The 16,900-nt window shown below is 32.3% G+C and carries 13 protein-coding genes; 4 read left to right on the forward strand and 9 right to left on the reverse strand.

Features of this window, described 5'->3' with window-relative positions; translation table 11 throughout:
• Positions 1-195: 195 nt before the first annotated feature.
• The gene (locus DM444_RS16335) at positions 196-477 is read right to left on the reverse strand and encodes a hypothetical protein (RefSeq protein WP_111288550.1); all 282 of its coding nucleotides are present in this window, start codon (positions 475-477) and stop codon (positions 196-198) included.
• 245 nt (positions 478-722) lie between these two features.
• On the opposite strand from DM444_RS16335, the gene DM444_RS16340 reads away from it, so the two are divergent.
• The 4 genes from DM444_RS16340 (at position 723) to DM444_RS16355 (ending at position 6,727) form a co-directional block, all read left to right on the forward strand.
• Positions 723-3,134: a TonB-dependent receptor domain-containing protein gene (locus DM444_RS16340; RefSeq protein ID WP_111288552.1), complete on the forward strand. Its 2,412-nt coding sequence runs from the start codon at positions 723-725 to the stop codon at positions 3,132-3,134.
• Between the two features lie 144 nt (positions 3,135-3,278).
• Complete coding sequence (locus DM444_RS16345; RefSeq protein ID WP_111288553.1) at positions 3,279-3,710, forward strand: hypothetical protein; 432 nt, start codon at positions 3,279-3,281, stop codon at positions 3,708-3,710.
• A 178-nt stretch (positions 3,711-3,888) separates the two neighbouring features.
• Entirely contained in the window at positions 3,889-5,667 is a 1,779-nt protein-coding gene (locus DM444_RS16350) for an AMP-dependent synthetase/ligase (RefSeq protein ID WP_111288555.1), read from the forward strand.
• Positions 5,668-5,812: 145 nt separating this feature from the next.
• Positions 5,813-6,727 (forward strand): phytanoyl-CoA dioxygenase family protein, encoded by a 915-nt coding sequence (locus tag DM444_RS16355; protein ID WP_111288557.1) that lies wholly within the window; start codon positions 5,813-5,815, stop codon positions 6,725-6,727.
• 106 nt (positions 6,728-6,833) lie between these two features.
• Here the strand turns inward: DM444_RS16355 and DM444_RS16360 are convergent, their stop codons facing one another.
• The 8 genes from DM444_RS16360 to DM444_RS16395 form a co-directional block, all read right to left on the reverse strand.
• Entirely contained in the window at positions 6,834-7,379 is a 546-nt protein-coding gene (locus tag DM444_RS16360; RefSeq protein WP_111288559.1) for a 3'-5' exonuclease, read from the reverse strand.
• Positions 7,380-7,520: 141 nt separating this feature from the next.
• The gene (locus DM444_RS16365; RefSeq protein WP_111288561.1) at positions 7,521-8,024 is read right to left on the reverse strand and encodes a hypothetical protein; all 504 of its coding nucleotides are present in this window, start codon (positions 8,022-8,024) and stop codon (positions 7,521-7,523) included.
• Positions 8,025-9,253: 1,229 nt separating this feature from the next.
• Positions 9,254-9,523: a hypothetical protein gene (locus tag DM444_RS16370; RefSeq protein ID WP_111288563.1), complete on the reverse strand. Its 270-nt coding sequence runs from the start codon at positions 9,521-9,523 to the stop codon at positions 9,254-9,256.
• A 301-nt stretch (positions 9,524-9,824) separates the two neighbouring features.
• The gene (locus tag DM444_RS16375; protein WP_111288565.1) at positions 9,825-10,046 is read right to left on the reverse strand and encodes a hypothetical protein; all 222 of its coding nucleotides are present in this window, start codon (positions 10,044-10,046) and stop codon (positions 9,825-9,827) included.
• Between the two features lie 4 nt (positions 10,047-10,050).
• A complete protein-coding gene (locus DM444_RS16380; protein WP_162614986.1) occupies positions 10,051-12,120 on the reverse strand; it encodes a UvrD-helicase domain-containing protein in 2,070 nt (689 codons plus the stop codon).
• Positions 12,101-13,897 (reverse strand): ATP-dependent nuclease, encoded by a 1,797-nt coding sequence (locus tag DM444_RS16385; RefSeq protein WP_111288569.1) that lies wholly within the window; start codon positions 13,895-13,897, stop codon positions 12,101-12,103. The genes DM444_RS16380 and DM444_RS16385 overlap by 20 nt, the downstream gene beginning before the upstream one ends.
• A gap of 199 nt (positions 13,898-14,096) precedes the next feature.
• Positions 14,097-14,894, reverse strand: a complete 798-nt coding sequence (locus DM444_RS16390) for a TatD family hydrolase (protein WP_111289246.1) — start codon at positions 14,892-14,894, stop codon at positions 14,097-14,099.
• Positions 14,895-15,364: 470 nt separating this feature from the next.
• The gene (locus tag DM444_RS16395; RefSeq protein ID WP_111288571.1) at positions 15,365-16,786 is read right to left on the reverse strand and encodes an RtcB family protein; all 1,422 of its coding nucleotides are present in this window, start codon (positions 16,784-16,786) and stop codon (positions 15,365-15,367) included.
• Positions 16,787-16,900 lie beyond the last annotated feature (114 nt).

The raw sequence follows: 16,900 nt of genomic DNA on the forward strand, positions 1-16,900 counted from the left end.
TAGCGCAATTCTTGATCTTTTTCCATAATGATACTTTTTGTGTATCGCTATTTCAGGACAAGACATTTCATTAAATAAAAAACGCCCGAATTTGTCGGGCGTTTTTTTTGCCACGAAATAATTAATCTTAACTAATTAATTCATGGCAGCAAACATCTCGACGCTATCCCCAAATGGCCGAGATATTATTTATTTTCAATCCCTAAAAGAGGATGCGATTCCAGTTACAATATTTGCGGTTCCAAAAGCAAACAGTCCAGAAGCGATTGCGGCTTGTCCAGCAAAGAACGGACTGCTACGAACAGCAATACTAAAGATTGTTCCTCCGGCTAATCCGGCAATTAATCCCAGACCAATTGTTGCAATAATCCACCAGGGTTCTGGTTCTGGAAAGGGCGGTTGTTTGAAGAATTTTTTCCACCAGCCTGGGTATTTTGTGCCGCACCAGCCCATCGCTAAAAAAAAAGCAGTTTCCATAATTATTTCAATTTTAAAACATGCCTACTCGTTTGCTTTTCGGCTTCCGCATTTTGACGGACTAAAAATAGAAATCGTGTTTTGCAAACTGTCTATGAAATTTCCTGTTTTTAAAGGGGAAAAACACCCTTTTTTATTTTCATCTTCCTATTTTCTTAAGTCAATTAATATACCCTAAGTTTAATTTAATACTATCTTAAGGTAGAATATTATTCCTTTTTTCATTGGATAAATAACTTTGTCTCATGAAAAAATGGAAACAAAATTTAGTCGCTGCAATTATCTTATTTACTATAAGCCAATACTCCTTTAGTCAAAAAACAAATTCTATCAACGGAATTGTGTCTGATGGAAAAACTCCAATCGAATTTGTCGATGTCGTTTTAAAACCAGTTACCGATACTACCAAAATATCTGCTTATGCGGTTACGGATTCTTCTGGGAAATTCATTCTTGAAAATGTAAGCCCAGCAGAATACATTCTAAAATTTCGTCTGATTGGTTTTAAATCTCAAAATCAAAAAGTAAAATATACAGGTTCTCCTATTTCAATGAGTAATATTGTTTTGCAAGAAGATGCAAATTTGCTTAACACAGTTGTTGTGAAATCTGAGAAAAAGCAAATTCAGAAAACTACTGAAGGTTTTGTTTTTAATGCCGTTTCTAATATTGCACAATCTGGAGGAACAGCAATCGATATGCTGAAAAATATTCCAACTGTTGCTGTAGATGCTGACGATGCGATTTCGTTAAGAGGAAAAACGCCTTTCATTTTGATTAATGGAAAAAATTCTGCTATTACCAATATGAATCAAATTCCTGCGAGCAGTATTGAAAGCATTGAAGTTATTACAAGTCCGACGGCAAAATACGATGCGAATGCAGAAAGCGGTATCATTAATATTAAACTTAAAAAGAATAATCTAAATGGAATAAATGGTGCAGCGGTTCTCGGCGGCGGATTTGGTGCAAAAGGAAGATTAAGCAGTTCTGCGCTTTTAAACTACAAAAATGATAAATGGAATATTGGAATTGCTTACGACAATCGCTTTGCGGGAAGAACAAAAAGCATTGAAGGCGAAAGAACCAATTATTTTATTGAAGATGAACATTTCATCAATCAAAACAGACACGATGAAAGAACTGAAGGCTTGCAGAACTTAAAATTCAATGCTAATTTTTCTCCTAATGAAAAAAACACCTTTTCTTTTGAGGCTCTGGGAAATATGGAAAGCCAGGATAATGATGAAACTTTAAAAACAGACATTTTTAATAGTTCTAGCCAATTTTATTCCAGTAATAAACGTCATTCTTTAGAATTAGAACGTTCAAAAGCGGCGGAATTTGCTTTTAATTACGATCGAAAATTTTCTGATGATAGAAAAAGCCTAAACGCGAGTATTACTACTTCATATAATTTCCATAGAGAAAATACGAATATTGACACTGATAATTATGATGAAAACGGAATGCTAATTGGAGATACTTTTTGGCAGAAAACACATAATTATGAAAAAGAAAATATCTCAAATGCCATTTTAAATTATGTTTTTCCAATTTCGGAAAGATCAATAATTGAAACTGGATATAAAGGAACTTTCAGGTTCTTCAATTCTGATTTTCAAAGCGCAGATTTGGTAAATGGAGATTATGTAATTAATCCGCTTGCGAGTAATATTTTTGATTTTAATGAACAGATAAATGCCTTTTACGGACTTTTAAACTCTTATTCAAGCACAAAAGACAATCAGAAATGGAAATACAATTTAGGACTTCGCGCTGAACAAGTTTCAAACAGTGGAAAAACTGAAACGGGAACTGATAATTTTTCGAATAATTATTTAAAACTTTTCCCTTCAGCATCAGTTCAATTAAATTTGAAGTCGGATGAATTTCTAAAATTAGGGTATAGCAAGCGTATCAATCGTCCAGATTTAGATGATTTGAATCCTTTTATCGATATCACAGATGCGTTGAATCCGCATGGAGGAAATCCTTATTTAAAGCCCGAAATCATTCATATTGTAGAATTAAATTATAATAAAGAATGGGATAATTATTCGTTTTCTGGAAATGCTTTCTATAGAAATGCCAATAATACAATCAGACAATATGGTACACTTCAAGACAATGGAGTTGTTTTATTACAGCCACAAAACATTGGAAACATGGTTACTTACGGACTTGAATCTATTTTCAGTTTTAAACCTTTTTCATTTTATGATGCCAATATTAGTTTAACGGCTTTTCAGCAAAATATTAGCGCTGGCAATTTAGAGCAAGCCGAAGATGTTGTAAAAAGTGCTTTCAGTTGGTACGGAAAAGTGATTAATAACTTTATTCCTTGGAAAGGCGGGAAACTTCAGATTATCGGAAACTATAATTCAGCCGTAGCAACTCCGCAGGGAAAAAGAATTCCAATTTATAATGTCGATATGGGATTTCAGCAAAAATTAGGAAAAGGAAATGCCCGATTAGGATTGGTTGTAACCGATATGTTTAACACTTTAGAAAGCGGTTATAAAAACAATACAGCATTGTTTAAAAACCAAAGAACTTCTAAATCTGATACACGTGCATTGATGATTACATTTGCTTATACTTTTAGATCTGATTTTAAAGAAAAATTACTGGAAAATCAGTTTTCAACGGAGTAAAAACTGATCTGAAATCATTAAAAAATAAAAATTTCATTCTTGTATTTTTAAGTCTCAATTCTATTAAAAATTTGAGTTATATTCGCCAAGAGAAATCTGTTCATCAGATACTTTCAGCCCAAAAACACTTTAATCTACATAAGAATGAAATTTTTACATTTATTAGTGGCAACACTATTTTTTACAGCCTTTCAATCGCATTCGCAAGTTCATGTTGATCAAATTACTCATAATTCAAAAGAGCGCTATATTACCACAACTATTGGTTATCCAGTTCCTGGGACTTATGCTCCATTAAACCAAAAAGAGCCAATTACCGTTCTAAATCCAGATGGAACAGGTTTTATCCAAGCGGATGATTTAAGCAAACAAAAAATCAATTGGGGAATTGAATGTACTGACGAAGGCACTCCTATTTTTAAAGAAGGATTCAACAGTGCATCATACACTTTTTGGTACAGACCCAATGATAGCGAAGAATGGTATTATTCTCAATTCTCTATTCATTTTGCCAAGAAAAAAATGTTCTTAATGGGAGAAAGAGTAAAAGTATACGAAGATTATAACGTACAATAATCAATAAAAAAAGGTCTTACTTTTAAATTTTTCTTCATTTTTAGGGAAATTTTCTACCAAAAAGAAAACGTTTTCGTAGAATTTTAAAAGTACCCGTAAATTTTCCCATTAAATTTTATAAAATTAAAAATCATACCCAAATTTTATTTAATTTGCAATAAAATTCAATATATTAAACATGGTTTCAATCACACGCCTTTTTGATTTTCCCTATTATCAACAAGAAACTTATAACCTTCCGGTTGCTCTAGCAACAAAAAAAAACGGAGTCTGGGAAAAAACATCTAGCCAAGAATATATTGCAAAAGCAAATGCTATTTCAAGAGCATTATTGCGCATGGGCGTTCAGAAAGATGATAAAATTGCATTAATTACTTCGAATAACAGAACGGAGTGGAATATAATGGATATTGGTATTTTGCAGACTGGCGCTCAAAATGTTCCAATTTATCCAACCATAGCAGAAGAAGATTACGAATATATTTTAAACCATAGCGGCAGTATTTACTGTTTTGTTTCTGATGAAGAAGTTTTACATAAAGTAAATGCTATTAAAGCTAACGTACCAACTTTAAAAGAGGTTTATTCTTTTAATGAAATTCCAGGATGCAAACACTGGTCAGATCTTCTTTTAGTGGGTGAAGACGAAAGTAATCAAAGCGAAGTTGAAGCTAGAAAAGATAGTATCAAAACAGAGGATTTGGCAACCATTATTTATACCTCTGGAACAACTGGAAGACCTAAAGGAGTGATGCTTTCACACAAAAATATTGTGTCGAATGTTTTAGACAGTGCGCCAAGAATTCCGTTTGACCCAGGAAAAAGTACTGCATTAAGCTTCTTGCCTATTTGCCATATTTTCGAAAGAATGATTTTGTACATCTATCAATATTATGGTGTTTCGGTTTATTTTGGAGAATCTATTGATAAAATCAGTGACAACTTAAAAGAAGTTCGTCCAACTGTAATTACAGCTGTACCAAGACTTCTAGAAAAAGTTTACGATAAAATTTATGCTAAAGGCGCAGAACTTACAGGAATTAAGAAAAAACTATTTTTCTGGGCTATTGATTTAGGTTTAAGATATGAACCTTACGGAGCAAATGGTGCTTGGTATGAATTCCAATTAAAGATTGCCCGCAAATTGATTTTTAGCAAATGGAAAGAAGGTTTGGGAGGAAATTTAGATTTAATGGTTTCTGGAAGTGCGGCATTACAACCACGTTTAACAAGAGTTTTTGCTGCTGCAGAAATTCCAGTTATGGAAGGTTACGGTTTATCTGAAACCTCTCCTGTAATTGCGGTTAACGATCAAAGAAATAGAGGCTTTAAAATTGGAACTGTTGGAAAACCAATTCGTAATCTTGAAGTTAAAATCGCTGAAGATGGCGAAATCTTATTGAAAGGTCCAAACGTAATGTTAGGTTACTACAAAGATCCAGAAAAAACTGCCGAAGCAATTCAAGACGGTTATTTCCATACAGGAGATATCGGAGAAATTGACAGCGAAGGTTTCTTAAAAATTACAGATCGTAAAAAAGAAATGTTCAAAACTTCTGGCGGTAAATATATCGCTCCGCAAATAATCGAAAATGCAATGAAACAATCTCGTTTTATTGAGCAGATTATGGTTATTGGTGAGGGAGAAAAAATGCCTGCAGCTTTTATTCAGCCAAACTTCGAATTTGTAAAAGAATGGGCAAAAATCCATAAAATTACTTTAGGAAGTACTGACAAAGAAATCAGCGAAAATAAAGACGTTATCAAACGTATCGACGAAGAAATAGAAGGAATAAACAAGAAATTTGGACACTGGGAACAAATCAAACGTTTTGAACTTACTCCAGATGTTTGGTCAATTGATGGCGGACAACTTACTCCTACTTTAAAATTGAAACGTAAAATTATTAAAGAGATTTACAAAGATCTTTATGCTAAAATCTACGGAAACAATTAATAAATCAAGATAATATAACCAAAAACGAAAAGGCTGTCTCAATTGAGACAGCCTTTTTTTACTTTTAAAAACAGGTGTTTTTGCTTTAAAGACGAAACTATAAATCGTGTATTTTTAGGTTTTGTTTCAACTAAAACTGAAAACTATGCCTTGGACAGTTCTCGAACAATTATGGAAACGTGCAGTAAATCCTGAAAACACAAATACAGACCTTTCTAACTGGGACAGTGAAGTTAAAGCGTTGTACCAATTAGGCATTGGCATGGAAGATACGCTACGCTTTCTATATTCTGAAAAACCTGATTTTGAAACTTTCAAAACATGGATTAATAGCAGAAAACGAGATATTGCATCCGAAATAGAGGATTTAACTGAAAATGTACTATCCGAACAAGATCTTGATTTTTGGAAAGAAAATGGTTATTTAGTGGTTAAAAATGCGATTTCAAAAGAAGATTGCGAAGCCACACAAAAAGCCATTTGGGAATATTTAAACATGGATCCAAATGAAAAAGAAAGCTGGTACAAACGCCATGAAGAACAAAAAGGGCTTATGCTTAATTTTTCGGATCATGAAACTTTAAATCGCAATCGTTTTTCGCCAAAAGTAAAAAAAGCTTACGAACAGCTTTATGGAACTACGAATATCTACAAAACAATAGACAAAGTAAGTTTTAATCCACCTGAAACAGAAAATTTCACTTTTCTTGGAAGTCCGCTTCATTGGGATATGAGTTTAAAAAAACCGCTTGTTTTCGATCTTCAAGGATTGCTTTATTTGACAGATTGCGAAGAAAATGATGGAGCATTTCATTGCGTTCCAGGTTTTCATAACCAAATTAATCAATGGTTGGACGAACTTGAACCTCATGAAAATCCAAGAGAAAAAGCAATACAAACGCTTAAAGCGAAACCAATTATTGGCAATGCAGGCGATTTTATAATATGGCATAACGCACTCCCACACTGTGCAACGCCAAACAAAGGAGAAAACCCACGAATGGTTCAATATCTTACTTATCTTCCAAACGATTACAATGCAGCTGGAGAATGGATTTAAATGATTATAACAATTGCAGAAACGCGAAAAACTGTAAATACTTCTATTTACAGTTTTCTACAGTTATCAGCTATCCTTTTGATAACTGCGATTAACAAATTAAATTCTAATTTTTAAGGCACCAATTCAAAATCTTAGCGATGTTTTTGGCATCGTCAATTCCGCGGTGATGTGTTCCTTCTAACGGAATATTCAGCAATGCAAGCGCGCCGTTCATTCCTGTTGGTTTAACCAAGCCAAACTTTTCGGCAAAATGCTCTTTTACATTGATATGCTCCTCTCCCATTGGATAGGAAACACCAAACGATTTACATTGTTTTTTCAGCATATTCAAATCGTACTGACCATAACTTGCCCAAGTGTACAAATCGGGATTATACTCGTCAATAAGCTCATTAATAGCATCTTCGAAACTAACTCCGTTCTTATCAAGTAAATCCTGAGTAATGGTGGTCAATTCCGTACAGAACAAACTAACGCTCGAGCGCTGTGGTTTTACCAATATTCCTTTATTCTTAGAAATTGCTCCAGTTTCTGTATCCAATACAGCCAAACCAATTTCAATAATTTCATTTTGCTGCCCGCTCGGGACCGCGCCTTGCCAACAAGTGGCTTCTAAATCGATAATAATAATTTTATCTGTAGTTTTCATTTTTTTAATTTTTTAAATAATTGTGTTTATTTTTTTTAACCGCTAAGAGCACTAAGATTTACCCAAAGGATCGCTAAGATTAGTTTTAGCTCCCCATAGCTATAAAAACTTTGTGTCTTAGCGCCTTTGTGGCAAAAAAACTTAGAAAAACATGCTTTTAAAATCTAGAAAGAAACTTCTTTTCTTAGACTTTTTTTCAGCCTTTTCTCTTTTTTCAGAGCTCTTTTTTTCAAAAACAGCTTTAGCTTTCTCAAGCTTTTTAACTGGTTTTGTTTCTTCTTTTTTAGAAGTTTCATAAAACTTTTTGAAAGGACGTAGCTCAAAATCAACCAAAATAGCTGCCATATTTATAGCATCAATATTTGACGGATCTGTTTCTCCTTTCAAGAACGTTTCGATAGGTCTGAACTTGTCTTTCTTTTCCTTAAACTTGTTCTTTTTCGTATGATCAAAATCTAAACCCAAAAGATTTTTAAAAACGTTCAAATCATCTTGAGTTGGGTTATTTTCGAAAATCAACCAGCACAAATCACGAAGTTTTCCACGAGAAGGCTTGTACAAATAATCAAAGTATTTGCCTTCTTTTTCTGTTTCGTATTTTTTTCTAATTGCTTTTTTATATTTTTCTAGTGTATTGTTTTGCATGGTATTTTTCTTTTGCAATTCTTGGAAATCTCAGGAAATCGAAGGCTTTTCTGGGAAATCCATATCACAAAAGTTCAAAAGCACACTTGCTTTACTAGAGAAATATCTCTAAATGATATATATGGTTTCCCGAAAATTTACCTTTTCATTCCATAGGCTAATGAATTCTAAATCTGCTCTTTTAATCGAGGCAAATGAAGATTCACTTAACTCCACTGTATCTGTTTGACCGGTATGAAGACCAGACGAAAATCCTATTTCTTGATTCATCCTTAAATTTTTATTATTAAACTTTTTTTTCTGCCGCTAAGACACGAAGACACAAAGTTTTTCTTTTTCATATCTTCTCAAAATCTTTGCGACTTTGTGCCTTTGTGGCAAATCAATTCACAAAAAAAGCACCCGATTAAAGGTGCTTCATAACAAATACGATATAACTATCCTATTGCCTATATTGATGCACCGACATGAAAAAGCATTCACGATCCGAAGTCGCGGCTACTAATCCTAGGTTATTTATGTATAATTTAAAACTCATTTTATTTATTTTTAAAATTGTTGTTGTTGTTGTTGTTTTATGAAACGCTGTGTTTCAATTTTGTTTGGCAAAGATATGATGGAAAAAATCATATTTCCAAATATTTTTTAAGAATAATTTTCTGATTATCAACCAGTTAAACCAAAAATAAAGACAAAGAAATTCCTGTCCGCAAACTGGTGCAGGTCTCAATTTTGTATCAAATGACTGTTACTCATCAGATTACTTTCCAAGACTATATCTTTCTATTTTTATTAATCATTAAACATTTTGGTCAATTATTTTTTAGTTTTTTTTAGTTATGGTTTGTTTTTCTATCATTTTTGTCATGTTGAGCGAAGTCGAAACATCTTTTTTGTCATCACAAGCAAATTCAAATTGTTCTAAAAACAAAAAAAGCGTCCCCGAAATGAGGACGCTTTTCTATTTTATGATGAGTTTGACTCTAAATTTTAAATTTCTATTTCATAAAAATACATATTGCATCCTGATACTTCAGCTGGAAGTTCTCCAGCTAAGTGGTCAAAATATTTTGCTATTGAAAGTGTCATATGTATTTTTCTGTTTTTTAATTACAGGTACAAATATACTATATTTTGTAGTTATTTAACAAAATATACCGAAACTATATTTTTTATAACAAAAACCTGCAAATTGATATTTGCCAGGTTTTTGTTTTGATTGGAATAATTTATCTATTGCTGACACAAGCCTTCTGAATCTGCTTCTCTGAAAATGGCGATAACGTTTCTGCCAGATTTCGGCTGGTTCTTAAACAGCTCAGTATTTTTTGCCTTAAATTGATATCGTCGCCAAACTCTGTATGCATTAATAGCTCGAAGATTTCCTGCAAATACATGGGCTGTTCTTTGTAATCTCCCTCAAACAATTCGTCTGAAAGGAAATTAATTACGGATGGCACTACATCACGATGTGTTGGTTTTTGATTTTCTTTTGTCATTTTTCTGAAAATATTAAACGCACGAAACCCTCATCTTCGGTTGTGACAAAACATTCTTATCGAATGAGATTAGGGCTATCACTAGCTCCAGCAACGTGAATGAGGGCTTCGCTTATGTTAACTTATAAAGTTTCAAAGTTCTCGATTGCCGATAAAATGTTTTGTCGAGAACAAAGATAAAACTTTATTTCAAAAAGAAAGAAATAACTTACTTTTTTTTTATAAATCAAAATTAGAACGCAAAGATAAAATTATTGTTGGTAGATGTAATATTTCCTGTTATTTGAGTAATACTGTTTTCTTAAATTTTATTTTTAATACTTTCAATAATCTTTTTGACCTCATTAATTGAATTAATATTACTCCAATTTTCTTTTAAATTTTCGTAAATAATTTCAACCTTTCCATCTAATGACAAAGTTATCAATGTATTTAATTCTTTATTTACAAAATCTTTATTTTTGTTTATAAGTTCATGTTTATATACAAATCCTAAATCTTCAACTTGTTCTCTTGTTATCATAGTTTTATTTTTTTAGTAAATCATCATTAATAATCCAATCAGCATTTCTATATTTATCTAAATCATCCTTCACGTTTTCCTCTAAAACTGCAAAACATAACAAATGTGTTGGACGAGAAAAACCAACATACATCATTTTCAATGCTTCAATTCCTGTTGGCGTTTCACAACTTTGTTTTTCTTTATATAGCGGGATTGTTTTTGATTGCTGTTTCTTGCTTGATTTATTTAAACTAGTTTCTTTTAATTTTAAAGTTTCATAAATAGGTTTTTTATATGCCGTTTCAACGTACATTGTAGCACAATGTGTTTGCCCTTTTACAGCATGAATTGTTGCAACTTCAATTCCTAAATGATCTTGAATAATCTTTTTATTCTTAATCTTATTTTCATCATTAAATTCAAAAATAAACAGCAGTGTTTTATGATTTATTTTTAAATCAAACCATTCTTTTAATTCATTTTCAATGAATTTTTTAACCGAATTAAAAACAAGCCTATAATTCTTTGAAGAAACTAAATCAAAACACCAATAAAATAATTTACTTTTAAAATCTTCGTAAATTTCATTATTAGGATATGCTTTGATGTATTCTATTAAATCACTTTTAGTATAAAAACGCTCAACACTTTTACCTCTGATTTTTTTTACTATTTTTTTATCTTCAAATCTTAATATTGCAATTAAAGCATTCAGTATTGATTTTCTAGCCCCCTCTAAAGTTTCTTTTTCTTGATTAAAAAGCTGTAGATATTTACTCAATGAATCAAAATCTTCTTTTTTTGTTTTGCTTAATTTATTATATCCAAAAACAGTATGAAGACATAAATTACCATCACCTACATTTGTCCTTTCTCCTGTCCAGCCAATAATTTTAAAACCTTTTTTCTTTGCTTCAATTTTATGAAGATCATGATCTCTTATTATTTCTTCAAACTTAATTTTTAAATGTTCTTTGGTTTCTTTAGTAAATAAAACTAAATGAGGGTGAATTTCTTTTTCTCCATTTAATAATTTTCTTTCACCAACAACTTTAAAATTTTCTTCTTCATTTCTATATGTAAAGCAATTTACCAAATCAGCATTTTTAGAACTTAACCGATTTGAGCCATTTAGATATTTAATATTTCTTGGCTCCCAATCACATTCTTCTTTAACTTTATTATAAATTGATTGATTTGGATCGCCAATTCTTTGAATTATCGTTTTAGATTTTTTACTAAAAAAAATATCATCAATAATATCAATTTGATATTTTTCCAAATCTTGCATTTCATCAATAAAAACATATCCAAAACGATGCTGAAGTTGTTCTTTAATATTTGGATAATTATGTAAATACCATTTTGCAATTGAAAAGGAATCTTTATATGATAAAATACCATTTCTAAATAAATTTTCTTTCCAATTTTCAATCTCTAAATAATGATCATTAGCGGATCCTCCAAATTTAAATAATGTTGTGTCCTTCTCTCCATATAATATTTTTCTATTTATTAAATCAAATTTTAAATGAAAAATAAAATTTATAGTATTTTCATTTTTTTCTACTGTAGAAATGTTTAATCTATTATGATTTGCTTTTCCATATAAAAGATTCTTAAGCTTTTGAGAAACATCTTCTTTTTTTTTCCATTCAAGCTTATAAAAGAAATCAGCTACTTCTTTTCCATATATTTCATCATCATTTTTAGCTATATAAGAATCATATTTTATATAATTTGCAGGATTAGCTAAAAACCTATTGACAAAAGTTTGGATAGTTCCTATAAAGTTTGGATACTCAAATAAATTAGGGCAATGTTTTTTTAATTCTTTCTCAATTTCATTAACTGTTGAATTAGTATGTGCTAATACTAAAATTCCTGAACCATCTTTAAATGGAAGTTGTTTAGACAAACAATAAAGTTTAGCCATTAAAGCGGTTGTTTTTCCACTACCTGGAACTGCTAATAAATCACAAGTCTCAAGATTTTTAATAAATGGAATCCTTTCTTTTTTATCAAACTCATTTCCTCCAATAAAGATATGTTCTGCTTCTTGAATGTGTACATCATTTATCTCTACTTTCATTGCAAACATGTTTTATTGCTTTAATAATATATTCCATTTTTTTATCTTTAGATAAATTCTCTTTTGTTAGTAACAAATCTTTTTCAATTTTTTCTGCTAACAAAGAAGCAACTTCAACCTTATCTATTGGACTGTGTCCTTTATCCTTTCTTAATTTAGATATAAACTTAACCTCTTCAAACTTCCCACCTTTAAATTCATCTGTGCCAGAATGAATTTCAGAGACAGATTCTGTAAAAAATTTAGAAAGTGTTTCTGATTTATATAAACACCATTCTAAAGTCCAATCACTTGTACAAGATAGTAACACATTCGTACTTTTAAAACTATCTACTAATTCTTCAATTTTCTTTTCTTTTTTTGCTTTTTTAATTTCGCAAAAAGAATTGTCTTTTACTTCTGGTCTATTATCTAAATCTGTTATTATTGCAACAGGAATACTTAATTTTTCAATCGGATTTTGTCTTAAAAATATTTTCGCAAATCTTAAGTAAGCTGTAGATCCAACGTTTACGATCGAAATTTCTCTTTCCGTTAAGTCATAGCCAAGTTTTTTAGCAATAACCGGTAAGATTATTTCTTCTGACCAACCTTCAACTAAAATAACACCTTTCGCAAAAAACAAATTAGCTTTTGTAACATCTAAAAATCGTTCTAAAAATTTATAATCATTTTTATCCAATTTGGTATACTTGTCATTTTTAGCACTTTGATTTTGTTCATTAGGCAACTCCCCTAAAGGTAAAGCTTGATTATTATTGCAAAGTATCAAATTGTGAAGCTTGACTTTTGATGCCAAATTTGGACTATGAGTAGATAATATGAATTGAACTTCAGTCTCTTTTTGTAGAGCTTCAATAATTTTCATTTGTGCTTGTGGATGTAAATGCGCTTCTAATTCTTCAATCATACAAAGTTTTAAACCATCCCAATTTTCCTTCTTTAAATGTAACAATTCAGCTGCCATATATAACCTATTCATGGTTCCTAGACCAAGATTTTGCTGGTTTAATATTCCAAGAGATACTTTTTCTAGAATACTTTTAATATCACTATCACCAAGAGATATGCGAGATGTTTTCTCTTCATCAGTGAATGAAACTAAAAAATTATCAATAATCTTTTTAAGCTTTTCATTTCCATCAGTTTTAAACCATTTTTCAATTTTTAAATTCAATTCTTTAAATTCAGATTCAAAAGGATGTACATCACTTTTTGATTTCTTTTTAAAAGATTCGTGTTCTCTAAGAATTTGAGATAATCTTGAGTTTTTTTTTGCTGTTAAATCGTTATCTGCATCTCTTAATGCTTTCAAATAAGTAATTTTCAAATATTCTCTCGCTTCTGCATTTAATGGATAACCTGTTTCATCCATACCTGCTTTAACATCTGTTACTAGAATTCTATCCTGTTTAATTTCAACTTGATAAATCAATCTTAAAATAGGTTTAGCATCTTTACCAATACCTTCCCATCCAAGCCATTCAATAAAGTTTTTAGCTTCATTGGGCTTTAAATCTTTGAATTCAAGTTCTATTCTTAATTTATCAGAATTTCGATAGAAATCAGATTCTTCAACTTTAATCCATTCGTAAGCATGAGTTTTTAAAACTAATTTAATTGCATCTATAATAGCCGTTTTACCTGAATCATTCTCTCCAATTAGAACGTTTAGACCTTTATTAAAAGGAACAATTAAATTTGGTACGTTCAAATCAAATGGATTTTCAGAACCATATTTTCTAAAATTCCAGAGCCTTAATTCAGATAGATACATATTTTTTTTCTTTTATTAAATTCTTAAAATCATATAATTCAAAGATGCATCAGATTTTGCAGATATTTTTACGGTTTTCCATAAATCAAAATATAATCGTTAATGCGTCTTTCCCTCCAAATATATATAAACAAAAAGCCTTCAAACCAAGTACAAACCCCTGATTTAAAAGCCAACAAATAATCTTTATAATTAATATTTAAATTTCAAAAAAGCTTCTAGAATTTCTAGTCGTTTCCTCCGCTACTTTAGCCAAAGTAATTCCTTTAAACTGTGCAATTGTTCCAGCAACATACGGCAGAAAAGCAGGTTCGCAACGACGTTCGTGGTATTTCTTCAAAAGGCTGTTCGGGACATTTTTAGGAAGCATAAACGGCGCATCGGTTTCAATCATCATTCGGTCGAGCGGTACGTACTGAATGACTTCTTTTAAATGGCTGAAACGTTTGGCATCTGAAATCGCTCCCGTAAAACCCAGATAAAATCCGTTATCGAGATAGGTTTTCGCTTCTTGCAACGTTCCCGTAAAACAATGCACAACGGCTTTTGGCAATTGCGGCAAATAGTCTTTGGTAATATTCATAAAGGAATTAAAAGCGCTTCTTTCGTGCAAAAACAAAGGTTTCTGCACTTCGATCGCTAACTCTAATTGGGCTTTGTAACATTCTTCCTGTTTGTTTCTGGGCGAAAAGTCACGATCAAAATCGAGTCCGCATTCGCCAACGGAAACGACGTGTTTCAGTTCTAATAATTTCCTGAGTTTCGAAATACTCTGCGCATCAAAACTCTTCGCATCATGCGGGTGAATTCCCGCCGTCGAATATAATATTCCCGGATATTGTTTTGCGATTTCTAATGAAACTTCACTGTTTCGTACGCTTGTTCCCGTGAGTATCATTTGCGATACATCGGCGTCGAGCGCGTCTTGTACGACATCGTCTATGTCGTTTTGGAATTGTTTGTTGGTTAGGTTAATTCCTATGTCTATATAATTCATTTTTTTTGTTTTTTGCCACGAAGGCACTAAGACACAAAGTTTTTTTATTTTTTGGTCTGGTAATTATTTTTTTTGCCACTACGGCGCTAAGACGTTAAGTTTTTTGTTTTTAATCTCGTAAAGTCGCTGAGCCGCAAAGTTTTTTATTTCACGCAGATTTTAAACAGATTTAAGCAGATGCTCACAGATTATTCTAAAAAAATCTAATTTAATCTGTTAAAATCCGCAAAATCTGCGTGAAAAAATCTTTAACTACAAAGTTTGTCATCCTGAGGAACGAAGGATCACATCCAATATTCCTCAAAGAGAATCGCCAATCTTTGTAGAGTTTCTTGTGTGATCCTTCGTCCCTCAGGATGACAAACTGGGTGTTAGACGCACTGCAGTGCGCCTCTACACTGAAAACTGCGACTGATCACTAAAAACACTCCTCTACACTGAAAACTGTGACTGCGACTGAACACTAAAAATCAATCCTCACGGCTTCCATCATCTGCCATTCTCACTAATTTCGGTGTAAATTTGGCAACCACATCAACCAAATCCTGTTGTGCTTCCATTACCTGATTGATATCTTTATACGCCATTGGGGCTTCGTCTAGACCTGCTCCGATAAGCGTAACGCCATGATCTTTCAGGATCGATTTCATTTCGGTTTGAGTGATGTTTTTTATGGCTTGAGTTCTGCTCATTTGTCTTCCTGCTCCATGCGAAGCCGAATTAATGGCGTTCTCCTCTCCTTTTCCTCTCACCAAAAATCCCGGTGCGGTCATACTTCCCGGAATGATTCCCATAACGTCTTTTCCGGCTGGGGTTGCTCCTTTTCTATGTACGATCACCTCTTCTCCGTTCCAGATTTCTTTCCAGGCAAAATTATGGTGATTTTCGACTTTGGCTAAAATCGTCGCACCCAAAGCACGTTCCATTTTGTTATGGATAATCTCATGACAAGCCGAAGCGTAATCTCCCGCCAAATTCATGGCCAGCCAGTATTCTTGTCCTAATTGCGAATTCATATCTAAATACGCTAAGTTTTTTGCCACTTCTGGAAGTTTACATTCGTCTTTGGCAATTTTAGTATAATGTCCCGCAATGGTTGCGCCCATTCCGCGTGAACCCGAATGTGTTAACAAAGCGACGTATTTTCCTTTTGGGATATTCAAAACGGCATCGTCTTGCGCAAATTCCATGATTCCGAATTCCACAAAATGATTTCCACCACCTGAAGATCCTAATTGTGACCAGGCTTTATCTTTCAAATTCTTCACAAACGGATTCATATTGAACGTTTCGTTCTCCAAAACCGCATGGTCTGATTTGTACTGACCATGAAATCCGTGACCTGCTCCAAAAATAGAATTCGCAATTAATTCTCTTTTGAATTTGGCTTCGTTTTCAAAGTAAAAAGCTTCAGGAATATCATAAACCGACAATGCCATTCTACACCCAATATCAACTCCAACGCCATACGGAATAATGGCATTTTTTGTGGCTAAAACTCCGCCAATTGGTAATCCGTAACCTTGGTGCGCGTCTGGCATTAAAGCTCCGGCAACCGTAACAGGCAATTTCATGGCAACTTCCATTTGTTTTCTGGCTCCGTCTTCGATATGATCTAATCCGTAAGCGGAATACGCATTTGGATTCTGATTTAAAGCGATGAAATCTTCTGGTTTTTCATTCGATTTTTCGATTAAAGCAACAGCCAATTTGCTGAAGATTTTATCGTCTATATAGTTTTCAGGAGTTTCTAAGACGTTTTTGAAATTTGTAATCATTTCGTCTCTGGTGAATCCGTTTCTTTTGCTGTTTATTTTTAAGGCAATCCCAATTATTTTTCCTTCTGGGAATCCTAATTCTAATATATCTGTACCGTTTATTTGTGTTTTCATTTTTTTGTTTTTAAAGGGACAAAGGTCCAGAGGTTTATAGGTGCAAAGGTTTTATACTACTGCGCAGTTATTTTGCGTAGGTTTTATTTCACGCAGATTTTGCAGATTTAAGCA

The organism is Flavobacterium ginsenosidimutans, from assembly GCF_003254625.1.
Taxonomy (GTDB): Bacteria; Bacteroidota; Bacteroidia; order Flavobacteriales; family Flavobacteriaceae; genus Flavobacterium; species Flavobacterium ginsenosidimutans.

Coding starts and splice junctions, on each gene's coding strand:
- DM444_RS16335 (WP_111288550.1), bottom strand. CDS start 477: ATGGAAACTGCTTTTTTTTTAGCGATGGGCTGGTGCGGCACAAAATAC.
- DM444_RS16340 (WP_111288552.1), top strand. CDS start 723: ATGAAAAAATGGAAACAAAATTTAGTCGCTGCAATTATCTTATTTACT.
- DM444_RS16345 (WP_111288553.1), top strand. CDS start 3,279: ATGAAATTTTTACATTTATTAGTGGCAACACTATTTTTTACAGCCTTT.
- DM444_RS16350 (WP_111288555.1), top strand. CDS start 3,889: ATGGTTTCAATCACACGCCTTTTTGATTTTCCCTATTATCAACAAGAA.
- DM444_RS16355 (WP_111288557.1), top strand. CDS start 5,813: ATGCCTTGGACAGTTCTCGAACAATTATGGAAACGTGCAGTAAATCCT.
- DM444_RS16360 (WP_111288559.1), bottom strand. CDS start 7,379: ATGAAAACTACAGATAAAATTATTATTATCGATTTAGAAGCCACTTGT.
- DM444_RS16365 (WP_111288561.1), bottom strand. CDS start 8,024: ATGCAAAACAATACACTAGAAAAATATAAAAAAGCAATTAGAAAAAAA.
- DM444_RS16370 (WP_111288563.1), bottom strand. CDS start 9,523: ATGACAAAAGAAAATCAAAAACCAACACATCGTGATGTAGTGCCATCC.
- DM444_RS16375 (WP_111288565.1), bottom strand. CDS start 10,046: ATGATAACAAGAGAACAAGTTGAAGATTTAGGATTTGTATATAAACAT.
- DM444_RS16380 (WP_162614986.1), bottom strand. CDS start 12,120: ATGAAAGTAGAGATAAATGATGTACACATTCAAGAAGCAGAACATATC.
- DM444_RS16385 (WP_111288569.1), bottom strand. CDS start 13,897: ATGTATCTATCTGAATTAAGGCTCTGGAATTTTAGAAAATATGGTTCT.
- DM444_RS16390 (WP_111289246.1), bottom strand. CDS start 14,894: ATGAATTATATAGACATAGGAATTAACCTAACCAACAAACAATTCCAA.
- DM444_RS16395 (WP_111288571.1), bottom strand. CDS start 16,786: ATGAAAACACAAATAAACGGTACAGATATATTAGAATTAGGATTCCCA.